Consider the following 21,421-nt stretch of genomic DNA (forward strand, 5'->3'; position numbering starts at 1 on the left):
CACGAGGCAACCCACCACCATGGCGGCATGAGCAATGGGGCCTACGCATCGGCATACGAGCAATCCATCGGTGACCCGAACGCCTTCTGGGGCGCGGCGGCCGAGGCGATCGAGTGGATCACCGCGCCGACCAGGGCGCTGGATGACAGCAATCCGCCCTTCTACCGTTGGTTCCCCGACGGGACGCTCAACACCTGCTTCAACGCTCTCGACCGGCACGTCCGCGACGGCCGTGGCGAGCAGGTGGCCCTGTATTACGACTCCCCTGTCACCGGAACCAAGAGCAGCCTGACGTATGCCGAGTTGCTCGACCAGGTGAGCCGGTTCGCCGGGGCCTTGGCGAGCCTGGGCGTCGAGAAGGGCGACCGGGTCCTGATCTATATGCCCATGGTGCCCGAGGCCGTGGTTGCCATGCTGGCCTGCGCGCGGCTCGGGGCGGTGCACTCGGTCGTCTTCGGCGGCTTCGCCCCTGCCGAGCTTTCGGCCCGGATCGAGGACGCGAAGCCCAAGGTCGTTGTCTCCGCCAGCTGCGGCATCGAGCCGTCCCGGACCATCGCCTACAAGCCGATGCTCGACGGCGGACTCGACCGCAGTGAACACAAGCCCGAGGCGCTCATCATGCTCCAGCGGCCGCAACTCGAGGCCGAAGTCGGGGCGCGCGACACCGAGTGGGAGGAGATGACCTGGGACGACGTCATGCGCGATGCCGAGCCTGCCGAGTGCGTCGAGGTCGCGTCGACCGACCCGCTCTACATCCTCTACACCTCCGGCACCACCGGCCGCCCCAAGGGCATCGTGCGCGATAACGGCGGGCACGCGGTCGCGCTGCGCTGGTCGATGGAGAACATCTACGACATCCACCCCGGGGAGGTCTGGTTCACCGCGTCTGACGTCGGCTGGGTCGTCGGGCACTCCTACATCGTCTACGCGCCGCTGCTGACGGGCGCGACCACGATCGTCTACGAGGGCAAGCCGGTGGGCACCCCAGATGCCAGCGCCTTCTGGCGGATCATCGCGGACTATGGGGCGCGGGCGATGTTCACCGCACCCACGGCATACCGGGCGATCAAGCGGGAGGACCCGGAGGCCAAACTCCTTGCCGGACATGATATTTCGCAGCTGCGCCATGTCTTCCTGGCTGGCGAGCGGCTCGACCCGGACACCTACCACTGGGCCAACGACCTGCTGCACTGCGAGGTCGTCGACAACTGGTGGCAGACCGAGACCGGGTGGCCGATCGCCGCGAACCTGCGCGGCCTGGAGCCGATGCCGATCAAGCCCGGCTCGCCGTCGGTCGCCGTGCCCGGGTATGACGTGCAGATCCTCGACGAGTACGGCGCACCCGTGCCCGCGGGGGTCGACGGAGCCATCGCCATCAAGCTGCCGCTCCCGCCCGGCACGCTCCCGACCCTGTGGCAGGACGACGAGCGGTATGTCGGTGGCTACCTCTCGGTGTACGAGGGCTACTACCTCACCGGCGACGGCGGGATGATCGACGAGGACGGCTATATCTACGTCATGGGCCGCACCGACGACGTCCTCAATGTCGCCGGGCACCGGCTCTCGACCGGCTCGATCGAAGCGGCCCTCGCCGGCCACCCGGCGGTTGCCGAATGTGCGGTCATCGGTGTCGCCGACGACTTCAAGGGTCAGGTCCCGCGCGGCCTGGTGGTGCTCAAGGGCGGGTATGACGCGGCCACCCAGGGCGCCCAGATCGCCAAGGAGCTCGTCCAGCGGGTTCGCGACGAGGTCGGCGCGGTGGCGTCGCTGAAGCAGGTCGACATCGTCGCGGCGCTGCCGAAGACCCGCTCGGGCAAGATCCTGCGCAAGACCATGCGCGAGATCGCGGACGGCAAGACCCCCACCATCCCCGGGACCATCGAGGACGCCTCGGTGCTGGACGCGCTGGCCGGCGTGCTGCGGCATACGGACTGATTGACGGCGGCCACGGGCTTCTCCTGACGGCGTGCGGGCGCCCCTGGTGGCCGCCGCGGTCAGGGGACGGGGACGGTCACGTTCTTCAGGAAAAAAGAGGTTGCCGACCCGGTCGGTGGCGCGCAGGGACACGGCATACGAGCGCCCGGGCAGGGTGGCCGGGACGGTGTAGCGCCAGTTCGGCGCGCTCACGTCGCCCCACACCACACCAGCCGACCATGTCGAGGCGGGTCACCCAGGTGGCATACCGGCCGTCGTAGTACAGGCCCGTGGTCAGGTCACGCACCCGGGCCTCGACGGTCGCGATGCCGCTGGCATCCGACGCGGTGCCGGTGAGGACCACCTGCCCGTTGACCACCGTCGGGCCGGCGTCAGGCGCCATTGCCGGCTTGACCGTTTCCGCCGCCGGACGTGGGCCTGGGCCGAAGACGGTGACCCGGGAGTTGACCTGCTCCATCACGTAGAGGCGGCCGTCCGGCCCGAACTGCAGGCCCGACGGGGTCTTCATCTGCCCCAGCTTGAACCCGGCCCCAAGTCCGATCCGGCCCGTCACGGCATAGGTCGTCCGGGAGACGATGTCGACAAAGCCTGTCGTCGTGTCGGCGACGGCCACCTCGTCGCCCTTGATCGCCACGCCCCAGCCCACGCCGGGCAGCGTGATCGTCTTGAGGGTCTTGCCGGCGGGCGAGAGGACATAGAGCAAGGGCTTCGAATCGTGGGTGATCCACATATTGCCGTTGCTCGGGTCGACGGCGAGTCCGTGCAGCAGCCCGATCGTCGAGGTCCACGTGCGCACGACCGCCAGGGTCGCCGGGTCGATCACGCGGACCGCACCCGGGCGGCGCTCCAGGGCATACAACTGACCGTTGTAGAACTCCAGGTCGCCCACCCAGCGCGGGATATCCGGGCGGCCGAGCACCGTGGTGAAGTCGGAGTTGAACCCGACGACCCCAGGCGGTCCTTCGAAACTGGAGATCCAGACGTCCCGGGTCGCCGGGTTGACGGCCACGGCCTTGGGGTAGTTCATTCCCTCCGGCGGGCTCGACCCGCGCCGCCCGAACTGGTCGATCAGTTGGCCCCTCGACGAATACCGGTTGACCCGCTGCCCGAAGGCGTCGACCGTCAGCACATCGCCGGTCACCGGGTCGACATCGAGGCCGCGCGCCTGCGAGATGCCGGCCGGATCGGGCCGCATCGCCGGATCCGGGAAGTGGCGCACGTACGTCCCGTCGGGCAGGAACTCCTGCACCCGGAAGGAGCCGTAGTCCGCGCCCCAGACGTGGTTGTCCGGCGTGACCGCGATCTGCCGGGCCCCGTCGGTGAACTCCCCGTCCGCCAGGCCGAGCCCGGAGATCATGAATAGGTAGTTGCCCGACATATCGAAGGCCCGTATGCCGCCCGCCACCGCATCGGAGAGATAGACCCGTCCCAGCGCATCATCGACCGCGACCCCGCGCAGGTCGCCCCTGATGGGCCCGGAGATGTCGAAGCGGAAGGTGCCGTCCGGCGCCCACGAGTGGATGACCTTGTTGCCGACATCCGAGACGTAGACATTGCCGTTCGCGTCGGTCGCTGCGCCGGTGAGGACCTTGAGCGTGGTTCCCGGCGCGCCCTGGGTGATCAGCAGTTGCTGGGTGGCCGACTTCGTCGCGTCGTCGACGGTGAACTTGCGCACGACCGAGCCCGAGAATCCTTGGGCACCCAGAGATTGCCGAATTTGTCGACGGTCAGCCAGGTGGTCGCGCCGGGCAGATCGAGGCCGAAGAGGAAGTTGCCGTCCTTGTCGTATTTGCGCACATCACCGCCGACCCGCCACTCCCCGGTCACGGCGACATAGATCGCCCCGTCGCGCGGGTCGACCCCGAGCGCCGACGCGACGCCGCCGATCGTCTTGGCGGAGTTGCGGACGTCACCGAGATAGACCCCCGTGCGGGTATAGCGGCGCACTTGTTTCGAGACGTAGTCGCCCACGATCAACTCATCGCTGACCGGGTTGTAGGCCAGTCCCCACGCCGCCACACCCGGGAAAGAAGGGGCGGCGATCAACCGTTCCGCGACGTAGGACGCCACTACCGGTCCGCGTAGCGTCGCGCCCCCCGATGCCGTCACGACGTCGCGGAGCCCGCCCCGGCGACGAGGGCGGTGACCACCAGGGCCAACGTCGCGAGGAGTGCCACCGCCGCGCGGGGGCGAGGACGCGGCATACGGGCAAGGCGATCTGGCATGGCGGGAACTCCACGGGTGAGGGGATCTGAGGCGCGGAGTCCGTCAGGGGACGGAGAGCGTCGTGGTCATGGTGGCAGAAGCATTGCCGCGCCGGTCGGTAGCGACGGCATCGACGCGATAGGAGCGGCCCGGCAGGGTGCCCGGCACGACATACCGCCAGTCGGTCGCCGTGATCGGCCCCCACACGATGCCGGCGTTGAGCGTCGCGGTGGTGACCCACGTGCCGAGGGTGGCATGGAAGTAGCGGTTGGTCGTCAGGTCGCGCACGCGCACGCCGACGCCGGCGATTCCCGAGCCGTCGCTCGCACGGCCGGTCACGGTGAGTTGACCGCCGACGACGGTGGCGGCGATGGTGGTCGTCGGTTTGACCGCCTCGGCCGGGGGCGGGGCGGCGACCGAGAACTGTTGCACCCGCGACCCCGCGGTCTCCACGACATAGAGCGAACCGGCGGAGTTGAAAGCCAGCCCGCTGGGCTGGTTCAGTTGGCCGAACTTGCTCCCCGTGCCGCCCACCGTGCCGACGAGGGCGTAGGTCCGCCGGTCGAAGATCTGCACCGTGTTGCCGGTGGTGCTGGCGACATAGGCGTAGTCGCCGCGGATCGCGACATCCCAGCCCAGGCCGGTGATCGGGACGGTGCGAATGATCGCGCCGGCCGGTGAGAGGACATAGACCTCGGGCTTTGTGTCGCTGGTGATCCAGACGTTCTTGGTCGCAGCGTCGACGCCGACCCCGCGAATCAGTCCCTTTGTCGAGCCCCAGGTGCGGACCTCCCCGCCGGTCGCCGGGTTGTATACGTGCAGCGCGCCGGGGCGGCGTTCGAGGGCGTAGAGCAGGCCCCCGCTCCACTCGAGGTCGTTGATGAAGCGCGGGGTGACGATCCGGCGCACCACCGAGCCGAAGTCCTTGGTGTAGCCGACCAGGTCGGGCGCGCCCTCGAAGTTGGCGACCCAGACATTCCGCGTGCCGGGGTCGATGGCGACCCCCTTGGGGTAGTTCATACCGTCCGGCGTGGTCGAGCCGCGCCGGCCGTGGGAGTCCAGCAGCGTGCCGTCGGGGCCGTAGCGCAGGACGCGCTGGCCCCAGGCATCGGCCATGACGATGTCGCCGGTGACGGGATCGATGTCGAGCGCGCGCGACTGGGCGATGCCGGCCCGGTCCATCGGCATCGGCGGATTGGGGAAGAAGGCCGCGAACGAGCCGCCGGCGGTGAAGCGCTGGACCCGCTGGCCGCCGTAGTCGGCGGCGTAGAGGTTGCCGTCGGCCGTCATGGTCAGTTGGCGGGCACCGTCGATGAATTGGCCGTTTCCTGTGCCGATGCCGCCGAAGGTCTTGATGCGCGTCCCGGTTTTGCTGAAGACCTCGATGGTGCCGATGGCCGAGTTGGCGACGTAGATATTGCCCGTGCTGTTGTCGACCGTCACGCCGCGGATGTCACCCGGGAACAGGCCCTTGCCGAGGTCGAACCGCCAGGCACCGGTGGGCGTATAGGCATGGACGACCTTGTTGCCGACGTCGGCGACGTAGACATTGTCGGCATTGTCGGTGCCGATTCCCGTGAGGGAGCCAAACTGCCCGGGGCCGGTGCCGGGCTTGCTGATGGTCAGCACCGCAGTCGCGGACTTGGTGGCGTTGTCGACGCGGTATCGCGTCAGGCGCGCCCCCTTGTAGGCCGAAGGCACCCAGAGATAGCCGTCCTTGTCGACGGTCAACCAGGTGGTCGACGTCGGCATGTCGAGACCAAAGAGGTAGTTGCCGAATTTGTCGTACTTGCGCACATCGTCGGACGTGCGGCCCTCACCGGTCACGGCGAGATAGATCGACCCGTCCCGTGGATCGACTCCAAGCGCAGAGGCGACGCCGCCGATCCGGCTGCCGGGATTTTGCAGGTCCCCGAGATAGCGACCGTCTCGGGTCATCCGACGGACCTGACTGGTCAGGTAGTCACCGACGAGGATCTCGTTGGTGACGGGGTTGTGCACGATGCCCCAAGCGGAAAGCGCCGGGCTCGAGGGCCCGCCGATAATGCGTTGCGGGACATAGGTTCCCGGGCCCGCGGGGACCGCTCGCGCGGCCCCCGAGTGGCGCGAATCCGCGGCGTTCCCGGAATGATCCGCAGCGGCCGTGGCGGCGGGCAGCGCCACGATGAGCAACCCCGACGCGGCGGACAACACGGCATGACGGCGGCGTTGTGACATGTGGACATCCCCCTCGGAACAGACGTGCAGGTGCCAGTGTGACGTATGTGGGCGGCGTGCTCGAAGGCTTTGTGACGATTTCCTTCGTCATCGCCATCGGATTCTTGCTCGCCCACACCGGCGTCCTCGACCTGCCGGCGCAACGAGTGCTAGCCGATGTGTCCTTCCTGGTCGGCAGTCCGGCCCTGCTATTGACGGTGCTGGCGAAGGCAGATGTCCGAGCGCTGATGTCCGAGCAGCTGCTCGCCACGATCGCTGGAGTCGTGGTGCCGGTGGCGATCTATTCGACGGTGGCGATCACCCGATGGCATCGCCCCCTGGGCCAGTTGGTCATCGGAAATCTGTCGAGTGCCTATGTCAATGCCGGCAACCTCGGCCTCCCTATCGCCGCATACGTGCTCGGCGATGCGGCCCTGGTCGCGCCCACCTTGCTGTTGCAGATGCTCGTCCTGCAACCGCTGGGATTGACGATTCTCGATCACGACCGGCGCGGCGGGCGGCTGCACCTGTGGTCGATCGCCAAGAGCCCGCTGACCAACCCGATGACCATGGGGTCGCTGATCGGCGTCGCCCTGTCGTTGACCGGGACGACCCTGCCACGCTCCGTCGCCGATCCCATCGCGCTGGTGGGCGGCCTGGCGGTGCCCGCCATGCTCCTGGGCTATGGGGTCGCCCTGCGGCTGGGGCCACGTTTCGGGGGCGGCGCACCCGCCGAAGTGGCGTTGACGTCGATGCTCAAATCCTTCGTCCAGCCCCTCGTGGCGTATGCCGTGGCGCGCTACGGGTTGGGTATCACCGGTCACGCGCTACTCGCCGTCACCGTCACCTCGGCGCTGCCGACGGCGCAGAACATCTTCACCCACGCCACGCGCTACGGCCGGGCCGAGCCCCTGGCACGCGACACGATCCTGGTGACGACCCTGACGTGTGCGCCCGTGATCGTCGTGATTGCCGCCGTGCTCGGGTGACCGGGGCAGGGGTCGCCGCTCACCGGCGACGAGCCGTTCGGTGGTGACAAGACGGTTCAGCGGCGACGAGCCGTGCCGCGGCGGCGAGAGGTCAGCCGCGGCGAGACGCTCAGCGGCGGCGAGCCGTGCCGAAGATCGAGCGGGTGATCTCGCGTCCGAGCACCGTGCCCGCGGAGCGGAGCATCGACTTGAAGGCGCTCGACTTCACCACCGACTCCACAATGCCCGGGTCCTCCTTGGGCGCCCGCGCCGGCGCGCTCCTGGGTGCGGGAGCCGGAGCCGGCGCCTTGGGAGCGGGAGCGTCCTGCGGAGCCGGCGCAGCGGGCGCGGCCTTGGCCTGCAGCGTCTCGAAAGCCGAGGTGCGGTCGGAGGCCACGGCATACGTGCTGCGCAGCGGGGAATTGGCGACGGTCGCGTCGATCAGGGCGTCGGGCGACGGCGCCATCAACGACTCGGGTGCGCGCATGCGCGTCCACGCCACGGGGGTCGGCGCGCCGCGTTCGGAGAGCACGGTGACGACGGCCTCACCGGTCCCGAGCGTGGTGAGGAGCTCCTCGAGGTCGTAGCCGGACTTTGGGTAGGTCTTCACCGCCGCCCGCAACGCCTTCGCGTCGTCGGGCGTGAAGGCGCGCAGGGCGTGCTGGACGCGGTTGCCCAACTGGGCCAGGACATCGGTCGGCACGTCCTTGGGTGACTGGGTGACGAAGAAGATGCCCACGCCCTTGGAGCGGATCAGCCGCACGGTCTGCTGAATGGCGTCGAGGAAGTCCTTGCTCGCGTCATTGAAGAGTAGGTGGGCCTCGTCGAAGAAGAAGACCAGCTTCGGCTTGTCGAGATCGCCGACCTCGGGCAGGTCATGGAAGAGGTCGGCGAGCAGCCACATCAAGAAGGTCGAGAAGAGTTCGGGCCGGTCCTGGACCGCAGGGAGTTCGAGAAGCGAGATTGTCCCCGTGCCGTCGGCATTGGTCCGCAGCAGATCCTGGGAGTTGAACTCCGGCAGGCCGAAGAAGACATCGGCGCCCTTGTCGGCAAAGGTGATCAATTCGCGCAGGATCACGCCGGCCGTTGCCGACGACAGGCCACCTAGGGATTTCAGATCGGCCTTGCCCTCGTCACTGGTGAGGAACTGGACGACCGCACGCAGGTCCTTCAGGTCATCGAGCCAGAGTTGGTTGTTATCGGCGTAGTGGAAGACTAGCCCGAGGCTCGATTCCTGGGTCGCGTTCAGGCCGAGCACCTTGGCGAGCAGGGTCGGGCCGAAGGAGGAGATCGAGGCCCGGATCGGTATGCCCTTGCCCAATCCCCCGAGCGCATAGAACTCGCTCGCGAAGCCACGCGGCGCCCATTCCTCGCCGATGTCGGCGGCCCGCGCCGTGATTTTGTCGTTCGCCACGCCCGGCGAGGCGATACCCGACAGATCGCCCTTGACGTCGGCGAGAAAGACGGGGACGCCCTGGGCGGCCAGTTGTTCGGCCATCACCTGCAGCGTCTTGGTCTTGCCAGTGCCGGTCGCGCCGGCCACCAGCCCATGCCGATTCATCACCGCGAGCGGAATCTTGACCTTGGCCTGCGGATAGGCGCGGCCCTCGACGACTGCCGCCCCGAACTCCAGGGCCGGGCCGGAGAAGGCATAGCCGGCCTGAATGGTTGCGGCCAAAGCGTTATTCGCCTCACCGCCCTGGGCGGGTCCGTCCACCGACTCGGCGACGCTACCCTGAGCCGACGTCGTGGCCGGTGCGGCAACCGCCGGGGCGGCTGTGGCGTCAGAGGTGGTGGGAGGCTGCTCGGAGCCCCCGGTCGCGTCCGCGGGCGGGAACTGCGAAGGTGTCTCAGTCACGCACGTCAATGTAAACCGTCCGCCAGGTCGACGCCCGCAGGCACCGGCCGGCCGCGCAGGAAGTAAGGACCCAACAGAGCAATGACGGCTCCGATCGTTGCCGGGCAGCCACGGCGCATGCGCCAGATCCGCGCGGCGCTATCCCTGCTGGTGGCCCTGGCCTTCCTCGCCTTCGCCTTCTACAAGGCCTATGGCTACCTCCAGAGCGACCACGGAACGACGGTCGGCTCGTCGTCGTGCATGACCGGGTCGGCGAAAGCGCCGGTGGCCTTGCCGAAGGACACGACGGTCAATGTCTACAACGCCACGACGCAGGCGGGTCTGGCCGCCGAGGTGGCGCGGAAGCTGCGCGATCGCGGCTTCGTGATCGGTGAGGTCGACAATGATCCGCTGAAGAAGAAGATCAGCGGTGTCGGCGAGATCCGCTACGGCTCGGAGGGCCGCGAGGAGGCCCGTGCCGTCTCGCTGGCTCTCCCGGACGCCAAGCGGGTCAACGACAAGCGCACCGACGCCGTCATCGACCTGGCCGTGGGCGCCAAGTTTGTCGACCTCGCCGCACCGCCCACCTGCAGCTGACCTCCCTCGACAGCGCACCATCAGCCCGTCGAGAGCGCACACCGGGTCGCACGTTCCGCCTTGGTCGAGCGCACCCCGGGTCGCGCGCCGCCGGGGAGACGGGGCAGTGGCCGGATCAGGAGGTGGCGAAAGTGGTGCTGACGATCGGGCCGATATTGCCCGCCGCGTCGATGGGGCGCACGGATAAGGCATAGCTGCCCCGTCGTCCCGCCCCGATGAGCGGGAACCACCACTGGCCGTTCTTGACGTCCCCGCCCTTGACGCCGGCATTCGTCCACTGCTTGGTGGTGCCCCAAGTCGCGATGCGGCCGTCCCACCACAGCTTGGTGGTGCGATCCTGGATGGCCACTACGAGCGTGCCATTGCGCAGGTTGTCATTGACCGTCCCGGTGACAGTGACCGGCAGCGATACCACCTGACCGCTCTTGGGCGCCGCGATCGATGCACTCGGTGCGGTGGTGTCGGCCTTGACATAACCCAGGGTGTCGAAGACCTGGATGCGGTCGTTGCCGGCGTCGGCGATATAGATCTTCCCCGCGCTGTCATGGGTCAAGCCGGACGGATTCTGGAATTGACCGGCACGCGATCCCGCTGAGCCGAACTCGCCCACGAAGTTGCCCGCGCGGTCGTAGACGACGACGCACGCCCGATCGGCGTCGGTGACATAGAGCAGCCCACCGATGATGTCGATATCCCACGGAGTGACGAACTGGCCCGGGCCGGTGCCGGGGCTGCCGATAACGGCCGGGAAGGCCTGTTGGCCGTCCTTCGTGTAGTGATAAATGCGGTCGTTGTACCAGGACGAGACGTAGATATCGCCCGAATCGGGGTCAACGGCAACACCGGAGGCGCGGACATTGATCTGCCCCTGGACCGTGCCGGTCGCCGGATCGAGGATCTTGACATAGCCGCCGTTGGCGTCCCCGACATAAGCCTTACCATTGCCGAATTCGATGTCGACCGGTTCGCTGAACCCGGAGATGTCCTTGACCTTGCCAAAGGTCGGCGTGACGATCCGCACCTGGCTCTGAGTCGTATTGCTGATCCAGATGCGATTGTTGCCCGGCTGGATGGCGATTCCGCGGGGATAGTTGAAGCCTAGCGGCGGGGTGGACGAGCGCCGGCCCCACATCTGATTGGGCGAGCCGTCGGCGTTGAAGCGCTGAACCCGGTGATTGTTCTGCTCGACCGCATAGACCGCCTTGGTCGAACTGACGGCGACATCGCGGGGATTGGCCATGGCGCCCTTGGGCGAATCCTGGGGCGGGTTGGGGTAGGCCCCGATGAAACTCCCCGAAGCGGTGAACTTCAGGACGCGCGTGTTTCCGTAGTCCGCGACCCAGACATTATCCGAGCCGTCGATGGTCACCTGACGGCCGCCGTCACCGAATTGGCCCGGGCCGGTGCCCAGGGAACCGAAATTGCCGAGCACGGCACCGGTGTCGGCGTCGAAGATCTCGATCTGCCCAGCATTGGCATCCACGACATAGAGCTTGCGTGTGCGCGGATTGACGGCGATGCCCCGAAGATCCCCGGTGAATGCGCCGGTGCCGATCGTCATATGGGTGGTGCCGTCGGGGTTGAACGCGGTGACCCGCTTGTTGGCCGTGTCGGCGACATAGACCCGCCCATTGCTCGGATCCACCGCAATGCCGGTGATCCATTTGATCTGGCCCCCCGCGGTGCCATAGGTCCCCCAACTCGCAACCTCTGTGACGGTTGTGCTGCTGTCGGACAGTTGGAATTTGCGCACTTTCGGCGGATCACCGGCGTTATTCCACACCTGGCTGTCGCTGACATACAGAAAGCCGGACGCATCCATCGCCATCCAGGCCTGATAGCGCGTGTTCAGCTTGTATTCACGCACGAACTGGCCAGACGCCGTGAACTTGGCGACATAGCCCTTGTTGTCCCGCGAGTGGTCGGAAACATAGATCGAACCGTCCCGAGGGTCGACCGCGATCCCTTCGGGCTGGCCGCGCCGGTCGGAGGCGGCGCGATAGAACGACCCGAGCAAGGTGCCACCCGAGGTAAACCGGCGCACTTGGTAGTTCAAGTAGTCGCCGACGAGGATCTCGCCGGTCACGGGGTTGTAGGCGGCGCCCCACGCATACAGGCCCGCGGACCCACGTGCGCCGATGGCCCGCACGAAAGTGGGTGCCGTCCACGCGGCGGCTGCCTTTGCCGCAGGTTGCGTCAGCGTGGGCACCGCAGCCACGGGCGCGGCGCCCGCCAGGGCGCCGGCCACCGCCGTCGTCACACCGAACACAACACTTCGGTGCACCTGGGCGGTCATTTTCGGGCGCGCAACTGCCGGTGGGAGCGTGCGAGGCATACGGGCCATAGTGACACGCGCCCCTGGGAGGGGGAAACCGCGGGGCACGTCGGCAAAGATGGCTCGTGTGACCGGGACGCTGGTGAGCAGTTGGGCCTTCGCGCCGTGGCGAGCGCAGGCGGCGCGCACGGCTGCCGCCTGGCTGACGACGTTTGCGCCGCAGCCCTTTGACGTGGTCCGGGCAGACCTGTCCGACGCGGTGCCGCGCGCCCGCCCCGTTCCGCCTGTCGATGCCGCCATCCGATCGTCGATCTCGTTGCCGTATGCCGCCGGCTCCCCTGCCCCGATCGCTGCGCCTCGCGACTGGGTCGCCATCGAGACCTATGCCGAAGCCGCCCATCGGGCCGTTGTCGGCTGGCGCTCCCGAGGCGCGGCGTGGGACCTGGGCTACAGCGGGCCGACCGGGCTTGCCGATCACCTGTTGCTGGCCGTGTTGCGCGAACAGGAGGTAGTTCCGCGCTGGGTCGCACACCTAGACGATGTGCCGACCCATGGGGAAACGGGGGCGGTGGGCGGTGAAGCCGTGGCGCCAGGCGCGTTGCTGGTGGCCGCCGAACGCATCCTCACCGGCGCTGGCCTCGCGCTCCCCGATTCAGACGAGGTCGCGGACCTCGTCTTGACCCTGATCGCTGCGCGTGCCGACGAGATCGTCGTCGGTGGCGAGGCGCTGGCGTCGGCCCTGCTCACAACCCCCGCGTGGTCCCCCCACCGCAGCGCCCTGGCTACGCGCCTTCGACTCTGGACGCCAACAGCGAACGGCGCATCGGTTGCCGGTCTCGCGCTGCCGCCTCGCCCGGGCTACGCACCGGGTGCGGGGGCCGAGCCGAGCGACGGGCTCGGCGAGCTCGTGAGTCCGGCGTCCGACAGCCGGATCGCCTCCGCAACTGCCGGCCCAACGGCGGGTGCCGGCGTCGTCCGAATCGCCGGCTGGGTGCCGGGCAGCCGGGCCGCCACGGTGGCTCCACTTTTGAGCGCTCTGGGACTGCTGTCGCCGGATGAGCGCGCGGCCATCGCTCTCCACCTCGTCACCGACGAGTCGGCGACACTGGCACCGCTGCTGCGCGACTTGGACCTGGAGAAGGGCGTCGTCGTGAGCGACGACTTCGCCGGGACGCCCGACTTTGCCTTGGTCGTAGACCGTCCGTCGCCCGAGGGCCTGGGCTGGTCCCCGCGCGAGTTGTCCGAACTCGCCGAATGGCGCGAACTCGGCGTACCGATCATCCTGCTGGCGCCGCAGGACTCCCCACTGACCCACGCGGCTGCCGACCACCACCTGCCCACCGAGCACGTCAGCGCCGCCCGCGCCCTTCTTGCCCGGCTCGCGGCGGAGAAGTCGTCGAACTGAGCCCCTGACCGGCACCCCGCCGTCGCCGCGGGGCTGAGGAAATCGCCAGCGGCCGAGTCAGGGCCGACCGAGGATGAGGCCGAGAACCTCCGCCTCGGTGGCGCCGGTAGCGGTGAGCCGGTCGGCGGCGTTCCGGCACCGAGCGGATTCGCCCGCCCAGGCGGCGGGATCGGCATACGTGCGGATGCGGCCGGCGCCCTCGGCGGGCGAGGCGACCACCCACTCCGGCGTCTCAGCATAGATCGCGCGGGCGCCGCCCTTCGTCGCGACCTGCGGCCAATCGCGAATGACCGGAATGCAACCGGAAACGGCGGCCTCGACGACACCGATCGGCCAGCCCTCCACCGTGCTCGTGGAGAGGGCGAATCCGCAGGCGTCGAGAGCCTCTTCGAGCCGACCCGTGAAGCCGACCCAGACGATCGCCTCGCGTAGCGCAGGATCGGCGATGAGCTCGCGGAAGCGCGCGAGGTAGTCGGCGACCGGCGGCAGGCCGCTGTCGGCGAAGTCGCGACCGATCAGATGGAGGCGCCAGGACGGATCATCACGCAGCAGCTCGCGCAGGATCTCGACGGCGAAGATCGGATCCTTCACGCGACGGCCCCACCCGACCATGGCGATGCGCCGCTCGGCCCCCGGCAGCTTGGGACGTCGGTAGCGCTCGACGTCGATGATGTTGTTGACCACGGTCAGTCGCGTGGGCATCGCCTCCCCGGGAGCCGCGAGTTGCGGCGCGAAGAAGTCGCGGACGTGGTCGCTGACCAGCAGCACCCGCTCGACGCGCGACCAGTCCACCAGCTGCGCCCAGGCCTTGGTGGCATCCACCCGGTGGACCCGAATGATCAACCGGGCGCTCGCGGGCGCGAGATAACTGGCGAACAGCGCGCCCGGGTCGCACCAGTCGGCGAAGACGATGTCCGCGCCGGCCAGCCGTTCGCGCAGGACGCCGAGTTGGCGGGCGGCGCCGGTGTCCTCGGGCAGCGCGCTCCACCGGTCCGGGTCGCGTAGGCGTAACCACTCCCCGACCAGTTGGTCGGTTGGGTCGCGCCGCCCGAGCAACGGCCCGAGTTCGTCGGCACGCACCAGGTCTGGCGCGTGACCGGCCTTGGTGAGGACCTCGACAATCGGCCGATAGAACGAGCCATAGGCACCCGCCAGCACCACGATGCGCGGCCCGGCCGCATCCGATCCGTCGGCCATGTGTCCGAACTCGCCCTTGGCTCCGGTCCGGATCCCCGCGCTATCGCCACCGACCGTTGTGAGCGACGGCGGCGGGCGCGTGGCCACCACCTCCCGCGCAAATCGCGACTCCCGCCAGGGCGCAAGGACGGTATGCGGATCGGCGACCAGGAGCGAGTGCTCGCCGTCCGCGTGCAGTTCGCTGTGAAAGACCAGCCGGAGCCCCAAGGTCACCAGGCGCACGGCACCGGTCAGGTCGCCGGCGTCGACGCGATCGGCGGCCGCATCGAAGACGCGTCGGGCGACACCGGCATCGCCCGGCTGGGGACCGGCACCAAGGCTGATCTCCGCAATCCGCTCGATGGCTTCGAGCCCGCTGCCGGTCCGCTGCTCGCCTGGGAGCGCCGCGAAGCGCGGTGCCAGCTCGCGGACCAGTGGGTAGCCACTCGCGCCGAGCAAACCGCCTGCAGCAGAGGCGATGTCGGCCACCAGGTCCGCACTGGGATCGGGTTCGTCCAAGGCCTCGTCGATGAGGACGGCCAATCCTGCGCGCCCGGCCGCGGTGCGTGGCTGCTCGCGCAGGAGCGTGCGCAGTCGCTGCTCCCGCAGGTCACGCTCGAAGGCCGACCATTCGATGACGTCGACCGCACGGCCGCGCAATGTCTTGCTCACCGAGGCGGCCTTGCCGTTAGGGGCGACCACCAGTCCAACCGCAGGCAATGACTTGGTGACGACGGGGTGCGATTCCAGGGCGCCGATCACGCGACGAGCCGGGGCCAGGTCAGCGCCCGCAGTCCCGGGGCCGAGGTGGGCCTGTCGCACGCGTGCCGGCAGTCCCCTTAGCGCGCGCCGGTTTGTGTGCACGAGAACGGCATTCGCGTCCGAGCCGGCATTGGCAAGGGCCCACTGATGAGCGAGATGCTGGGCGCTCGGCGCGTCCTCCGCCAGAAACAGCACATCCCGGACGGGCCGGGCTTGGCCAGCAGTCATTCGGCCACCTCCGCCGGCGTGACCGCCGCGACTGGCGTGGCCGGCGTGACCGGGATTGCCGCCGCGACCGGCGTGACCGGGATTGCCGCCGCGACCGGCGTGACCGGGATTGCCGCCGCGACCGGCGTGACTGGCATTGCCGCCGCGACCGGCGTGGCCGAGGCCAGAATCTCCTCGAGACTCTCCGCCTCCTCACCCAGGTCGATCGTCCACTGCTGCGCGGATTCCGCTGTGGGAGCACACCATTCGATCTCCACCCCGAGCAACGCTCGTGCGCCGTCGCGCATGGCGAGCACGTCGGCTGCCACGCCGGCTGCCGGCTCTGGCAGGAGTGCGACGATCCGGTCGGCTCGCACGTGCGGCCGGTCCAGGCTCGGCATCTCCAGTAACCCCGGGGTCAGCACCACCAACACCTTCGCCGACACGACGTCCGATGCGCTGATCATGTCGATGCGCCCACGCAGCACGGGTGAGATCGCCTTGGCCAAGGCATTCGGCCGGCGTGGTTTGCCCAGCGTCGGATCCTCTTGGCAGACAAGACAACTCATGCGGTCACGCGAAATGATCAGTCCCCGCATCGGCTCCTCGGTGAGCGCGCTCGGCGCGGCGGGGTCGACGAGGTAGGCCACGTCATACGACCGTCGGTCGGCGGGCGCCCCCGGGAGTGCGCGCCGGAAAGCCGCCGAGGCCGGAAAAGTGCGTGAACGCACTTGCGCCGCACCGTCTAAGGGCGGCGTCGACGAGGTGATGCTGTCGTGCCAGGCACGGAAGCCGGTGCGATAGAGCGCGCGGTCCGGAGTCATCCACAACATCCGAAAGTCACTGCGCGACAACGAGCCGCCACGCAAGCGAGTGATCGCCAGTGGAGTGTCGGTGTCCACGGTCGGCCCGAGTCGGCGTTCCACCCGCTCGTGATACTCCGAGTCCGCGCCCTTGCGGACGGTGTCGAAGACGCCCACGGTGGCGATGGTCGTGCGCCGCACCATGAAGGAGGACGCATTGCGCCGCCGCGAGGGGTAGCCGAGCCAGGTGAGCGTCAGATCGTCCAGCGCGCGGATCGCATCGCTGCGGCTCGCGGGTGCCCACGGATTCCGTTGCAGCGCAAGGACTTGCGCGGCCATGCGAGCCGGGTGCGACCAGTCGTCGGAATCCTGGGTCGTCACGAACCGCCCTTTCGAGCGGGCGATCGCCTCATTGCGTCCGAGATAGCTGCCGCCGTTCTCGCGCATCCGCACCAGCCGGATGCGCGGGTCGAGCGCCAGGGCCTCGTCATAGACCGCGCCGAACCCCGGGCCCGACGCATCGTCCACAAGCAGGATCTCGAGATTGCCGTAGGACTGCGCCTGCATCGAGCGCAGTGAGTTGAACAACCCGGCCGGATCCGGCCGGAAGCTCGGCACGATCACCGTGACCAAGGGCCCGTCGACCGCCTCGGGCGGCGCCGCATGCAGACCGTCGAAGGGGTGCTCGGCACGGGGATCGATCGCGACGGGCGACAGACCGGCCTCGCGGAGGCGGGCGTTGAACATCTCCAGCCACCGCGGCGCATCGCTGGGCCCGCCCGCGGCATACGGGTTGGCAAGGTCGATCCGCAGGTCGGCACTCTCCGCAGCCGAGAGCGGGAGCACGCCGAGCAGCCGCTCGACCTCCTCGCGGTCGCCGTCGAGGAAGGCGAGTTGCGCCCAGACGGACGCGGCTTGTTCGGCGTCGCGGAAGACGTCCGGTCCGAGGGCCCGCAGGATCTCCCCGTATGCCGTTCGCGCCCGCCTCCCGTCGCGCCAGGCGGGGTCGCCCACCGCCCAAGTCGTGGCCAGGGCCAGCGCCTCCTGTGGATGAGCGAGCGCCCGGCCCGGCCACCCGCGGCCTGCATCGAGGGCCGCGCCGATGGCCGAGGCGTCGTAGCGCTCCTCGGTCGCCCGCAGGGCGAGCACATCGAGCAGCTTGGGGGCACCGGTGCGCAGGGCGGCCCGCGCCAGGCCGTGCACGTCGACGGGCCCCATCGGACGGCGCGCCAGGCGCGTCACGGCCTGATCGACCACCGGCAAGGGCGCCGGATCGACCACTACGGACCCCCCGGACGCGCCGACGGCGGCGCCGGTCACGCCGGTCGGCACCGCAAGGCGCGAGGCGGTCAATGAGGTCCTTCCGGTTGGCCGTGGTGGGATACTTGCCGAGCGTAATGCACCGGTCTTCAGCCGTCCGGGCAGGCGCGTTCCCTCAGCTGGTCGAGCAAAGGATGGGCATGACCTCGAAGCGGAATCTAGCCGCGATCGGCGCCCTCGCCGGCCTGGCACTGGTTGCCTTGATCGCCGCCGTTCTCGACTGGGGCGTGCTCGTCGTGCTCGCGTTCGCCGGGATGCTCGCCGTGCTCGGCGTGGTCGCGCTGAACACCAACACCCTGGTGCGCAGCCACCGTCAGGCCTTCGACAAGATCGTGCGCTCGGGTGGCTTCGGGTCGGCCAGCGGCGCCCTCACGATGGGTCCCGTCGGCGCACCCGCCAGCCAAGAAGATCTCACCGGCGCCCTGCGCCTGCTCCAGGCGCAGTATGTCGGCCGCCTCGACCGCGCGCAGTCCACCTTCGAGCGGGCGGCCGCCGCTTTGACCGCCGCCACGGGCGCGGGACCGGCGGCTGATCCGCTGGCCACCCTGCCGGACGGCAGCGTGCTGGTCTTGCAGGCGGTCACCCCCGAATCAATCGCCCGGGCCAGCGACGCCGTGCGGGCCGGGATCGCCGTCCACGTCGTCGCTCCCGACAGCGTGGCCCGGGAAGCGCTCGCCGCCGCCGGGCTCGGTGAGGCGGTCGCCGTCGTCGACGCGGCCCCCGCGGGCGTCACCAGCATCGTCCTGCCCGGCTGATGGCGCGACCGACCCGCCCACCGGTCGCGCCGACGCGACTGGACGTCATCGCCTCGCTCGCCCGCGGCATACCGCCGAAGGACAAGGGTTTCGCCCCCACCCTGCTGCGCGCACGGATCGGCAGCGGCCGCGATGTGCTGGCGTATGCCGCGACCAAGGGCGCGCTCGTCGCCGACGGCCTCGACGCGCTCGGCCTGCGTGCGGCCGGTGCCGCACCTGACGGTGCCACCGGGGGCGCTGCGCGCACCGCCGACCCCCGCGTGATCGCGGACTACGAACCCGAGCTGGTCGCGGCATACGCGCAGGTCAGCGCCCTTCAGTTCGGTGATGCGCGCGGGCGCGCGGTGGCGATCGGACTCTATCGCCTCCTGCACGAGGCGGGTTCGCTGGCGCGGCTGAAGCGTCGTCACCTCGATCTCTATCCGCAGTTGCTCTTCGCTACCGGTGCGTATGCCGAGGTGCCCGGCGCTCAGGTCGGCAAGCTGACGCCGTCGGTCGCCGCCTTCTTGGGGGCCGACCTGCTCGGTCCGGCAGCTGGTGGTCGCGCTCGAGCCGACTGGCTGGCGGCGCTATCCGCGGCTCTGATCAGCAGCCCCGAGACGGTGCCCGTGGGGCTGCTCGACGAAGGGCCGACGCTCTTTGACGCGCTCACCGCCGGGGCAGTGACGACGCCGGCCACCGGCCCGTTGATCACGGTGATCACCAGCGCCTACAACCCCGGTCAGCCGCTCCTGACCGCCGCGCGGTCGATGGTCGAACAGACCTGGCAGGACTGGGAGTTGCTGGTCGTCGACGACGCGTCCCCAGCGCCCCAGCCGGGCGTGTTGGAGGCGGTCGAGGCACTCGATCCGCGCATCCGGGTGATCCGCAAGGCCGTCAACGGGGGCACCTATCGCTGCCGCAACACCGCGATGCGCCAAGCCCGCGGCGGCTTCATCACCTGCCTGGATTCCGATGACTGGGCGCACCCCCAGCGACTCGAACTCGGGGTGGCGCCGTTGCTGGCGCAGCCCGGCTTGATGGCGACCCGGTCCCTCGGTGTGCGGGCCGACGAGTCGCTCACCGTCACGCGCCCAGGCTATGCCGGCCCCTTCGTGGCCGCGTCCGCACTGCTCTTCCGCGGGCCGGAGGTGATGGGCCGGATCGGATTCTTCGACACCATCCGCAAGGCCGCCGACACCGAGTACGCCCGGCGCATCGAGGCGGCATTTGGTCAGCCCGTGCTCGACATCCCGAACGACATCCTGACCATACTGCGCAGCAGCACCGAATCGCTGTCGGCGGACGACTTCGCGGCCGGCTGGCGGCACGAGGCACGACCGGCCTACAAGCAGGCCTACACGCGTTGGCACGAGGCGATCAATCACGCCGGCGCTGACCCATTCCTCGACCCCGACGCGGCACGTACCTTCCCGGCGCCCCGGCGCTGGACCCGGCCGGTGGACGCGAAACTCGCTGCGCCGCAACACATCGACTTGGTTATCGCGGGTGATTGGCGACGCTACGGCGGGCCGCAGGTCTCGATGATGAACGAGATCGCAGCGGCGCTGGCGGCAGGGTTGCGGGTGGCGGTGATGCATATCGAGGCGCTGCGCTTCTACACCAGCCAGGACCAACCCCTGTGCGAGCCGGTGCAGGACCTGATCTCGAGTTCAGCCGTGGAGCGGATCTTTCCCGATGACGACATCGATGTCGACATCCTGCTGATCCGCTATCCCCCGATCCTGCAGTTCCCTCCGTCACTGCCGCGGACGTTCACGCCGCGCCGGCTTTTCGTGATGGCGAACCAGGCCCCGCACGAGCCCGACGGTTCCGATCCGCGCTACGTGCCGGCGGACGTGACCGCGCATGCCGAGGGGCTCTTCGGCGTTGTGCCGCAGTGGATTCCGCAGGGCCCGACGATCCGACGCATCCTGGAGGCGGAGCTGCCACCGGGGCTGGTGACCGACTGGGACAACCCGGGGTTGATCGACGTCAACGCCTGGCACGTCCGTTCCGAACGACCGGTGGCCGAGCGCCCGGTCGTGGGCCGCTTCTCCCGCGACAACCCAATCAAATTCCCCGATGACCCCGCCGACCTGCTGGCGGCCTACGCGCTCCCCGAGCCGTATGCCGTGCGGATGATGGGTGCCACCGCCACGGTCCCGGCCTTGCTCAAGCAGGCCGACGCCGCGATGCCCGCGAACTGGACCCTCCTAGAGCACAAGGAGAAGGACGTCCGCGAGTTCCTCAGTGGGGTCGACTTCGTTGTCTACATGGACAACCCGAATGCGCACGAGGCGTTCGGGCGTGCGCTGCTGGAGTCCGCCACCTGCGGGGCCGTCGTGATCGCCGCCCCGAAGCACGCCGACACCTTCGGCGAGGCATGTGTGTATGCCGAGCCAGCCGGCGTGCGCGCGTTGCTCGACGCCTTCGTCGCCGACCCGCCGGCGTATGCCGCTCAGGTCGCCCGCTCGCAAGCCTGGGTCCGCGACCACTTCAGCACGGAGCGCTTCGCCGAGCGGATGCACGAGGTGCTGGACGCGATCCGCGCCGAATTCCCCGCGCCCGCAACAGCTGTCGACAGCGACGCACTCCCCCCGTCAGCGAGCGCCCTGCCCGGCCTGGCGGGCCAGTTGCCTGGCCCGGCGGGCCAACTGCCCGGCCCAGCAGTCCAGTTGCCTGGCCCGGCGGGCAAGCTGGACACCGAGCCTGACGAACCCGCCTGGGTGACCATCGCGTTGCGGCGCGGAGGCGACGGCGAGCACGCCGACTCACTGGCGGCACGGCATACGGGCGGGGAGGGGGGCCACGCGGCGGCGTTGGCGACCCTGCGCGACCTCGCCGACGCCCTCACCCCCGGCGCGTCGGTCACGCCCGAACTCGTGGCCCAGGCCGCCCGGCCCGGCGTCACCGCCATCGCCCAGCAGTGCAGTGGCGCCGTCACCCGTTTCCCGGTCAACAACCGCCCCTAACCCCTGCTAGCACACGTTAGGTGACG

General features: G+C 69.3%; 13 protein-coding genes. 6 read left to right on the forward strand and 7 right to left on the reverse strand.

Annotated features, from left to right (window positions below; genetic code table 11):
* Positions 1-27: 27 nt before the first annotated feature.
* Positions 28-1,935 carry a propionyl-CoA synthetase gene (locus tag ABD209_RS19405; RefSeq protein ID WP_344069643.1) on the forward strand — a complete coding sequence of 636 codons (1,908 nt, stop codon included), beginning with the start codon at positions 28-30 and terminating at the stop codon, positions 1,933-1,935.
* 85 nt (positions 1,936-2,020) lie between these two features.
* Here ABD209_RS19405 and ABD209_RS19410 read toward each other — a convergent pair whose 3' ends face one another.
* The 3 genes from ABD209_RS19410 to ABD209_RS19420 form a co-directional block, all read right to left on the reverse strand.
* Positions 2,021-3,610, reverse strand: coding sequence for a hypothetical protein (locus ABD209_RS19410; protein ID WP_344069646.1), 1,590 nt, complete (start codon positions 3,608-3,610; stop codon positions 2,021-2,023).
* Positions 3,556-4,005 carry an NHL repeat-containing protein gene (locus ABD209_RS19415; protein ID WP_344069649.1) on the reverse strand — a complete coding sequence of 150 codons (450 nt, stop codon included), beginning with the start codon at positions 4,003-4,005 and terminating at the stop codon, positions 3,556-3,558. Before ABD209_RS19415 ends, ABD209_RS19410 begins: the two co-directional genes overlap by 55 nt.
* Positions 4,006-4,203: 198 nt before the next feature.
* Positions 4,204-6,357 carry an NHL repeat-containing protein gene (locus tag ABD209_RS19420; protein ID WP_344069652.1) on the reverse strand — a complete coding sequence of 718 codons (2,154 nt, stop codon included), beginning with the start codon at positions 6,355-6,357 and terminating at the stop codon, positions 4,204-4,206.
* Between the two features lie 38 nt (positions 6,358-6,395).
* On the opposite strand from ABD209_RS19420, the gene ABD209_RS19425 reads away from it, so the two are divergent.
* Positions 6,396-7,325, forward strand: a complete 930-nt coding sequence (locus ABD209_RS19425; RefSeq protein ID WP_344069655.1) for an AEC family transporter — start codon at positions 6,396-6,398, stop codon at positions 7,323-7,325.
* Between the two features lie 109 nt (positions 7,326-7,434).
* On the opposite strand, the gene ABD209_RS19430 is transcribed toward ABD209_RS19425, so the two are convergent.
* On the reverse strand, positions 7,435-9,021 hold the full coding sequence (locus ABD209_RS19430; protein WP_324386143.1) for a helicase HerA-like domain-containing protein: 1,587 nt from the start codon (positions 9,019-9,021) through the stop codon (positions 7,435-7,437).
* A 222-nt stretch (positions 9,022-9,243) separates the two neighbouring features.
* On the opposite strand from ABD209_RS19430, the gene ABD209_RS19435 reads away from it, so the two are divergent.
* Positions 9,244-9,738: a LytR C-terminal domain-containing protein gene (locus ABD209_RS19435; RefSeq protein WP_324386137.1), complete on the forward strand. Its 495-nt coding sequence runs from the start codon at positions 9,244-9,246 to the stop codon at positions 9,736-9,738.
* A gap of 115 nt (positions 9,739-9,853) precedes the next feature.
* Here ABD209_RS19435 and ABD209_RS19440 read toward each other — a convergent pair whose 3' ends face one another.
* A complete protein-coding gene (locus tag ABD209_RS19440) occupies positions 9,854-11,998 on the reverse strand; it encodes an NHL repeat-containing protein (RefSeq protein ID WP_344069659.1) in 2,145 nt (714 codons plus the stop codon).
* Between the two features lie 142 nt (positions 11,999-12,140).
* Between ABD209_RS19440 and ABD209_RS19445 the strand changes: the two genes are divergently transcribed.
* Complete coding sequence (locus tag ABD209_RS19445) at positions 12,141-13,418, forward strand: hypothetical protein (protein WP_344069663.1); 1,278 nt, start codon at positions 12,141-12,143, stop codon at positions 13,416-13,418.
* A gap of 57 nt (positions 13,419-13,475) precedes the next feature.
* On the opposite strand, the gene ABD209_RS19450 is transcribed toward ABD209_RS19445, so the two are convergent.
* Positions 13,476-15,584 (reverse strand): glycosyltransferase family 4 protein, encoded by a 2,109-nt coding sequence (locus ABD209_RS19450; protein WP_344069666.1) that lies wholly within the window; start codon positions 15,582-15,584, stop codon positions 13,476-13,478.
* Positions 15,581-17,719 carry a glycosyltransferase gene (locus ABD209_RS19455; protein ID WP_344069669.1) on the reverse strand — a complete coding sequence of 713 codons (2,139 nt, stop codon included), beginning with the start codon at positions 17,717-17,719 and terminating at the stop codon, positions 15,581-15,583. Before ABD209_RS19455 ends, ABD209_RS19450 begins: the two co-directional genes overlap by 4 nt.
* A 107-nt stretch (positions 17,720-17,826) precedes the next feature.
* On the opposite strand from ABD209_RS19455, the gene ABD209_RS19460 reads away from it, so the two are divergent.
* Positions 17,827-18,441: a hypothetical protein gene (locus ABD209_RS19460; RefSeq protein WP_344069672.1), complete on the forward strand. Its 615-nt coding sequence runs from the start codon at positions 17,827-17,829 to the stop codon at positions 18,439-18,441.
* Positions 18,441-21,395 (forward strand): glycosyltransferase, encoded by a 2,955-nt coding sequence (locus ABD209_RS19465; RefSeq protein WP_344069675.1) that lies wholly within the window; start codon positions 18,441-18,443, stop codon positions 21,393-21,395. Before ABD209_RS19460 ends, ABD209_RS19465 begins: the two co-directional genes overlap by 1 nt.
* The last annotated feature ends 26 nt before the right edge of the window (positions 21,396-21,421 follow it).

It is taken from the genome of Nostocoides vanveenii (assembly GCF_039531165.1).
GTDB classification, from domain to species: Bacteria; Actinomycetota; Actinomycetes; order Actinomycetales; family Dermatophilaceae; genus Nostocoides_A; species Nostocoides_A vanveenii.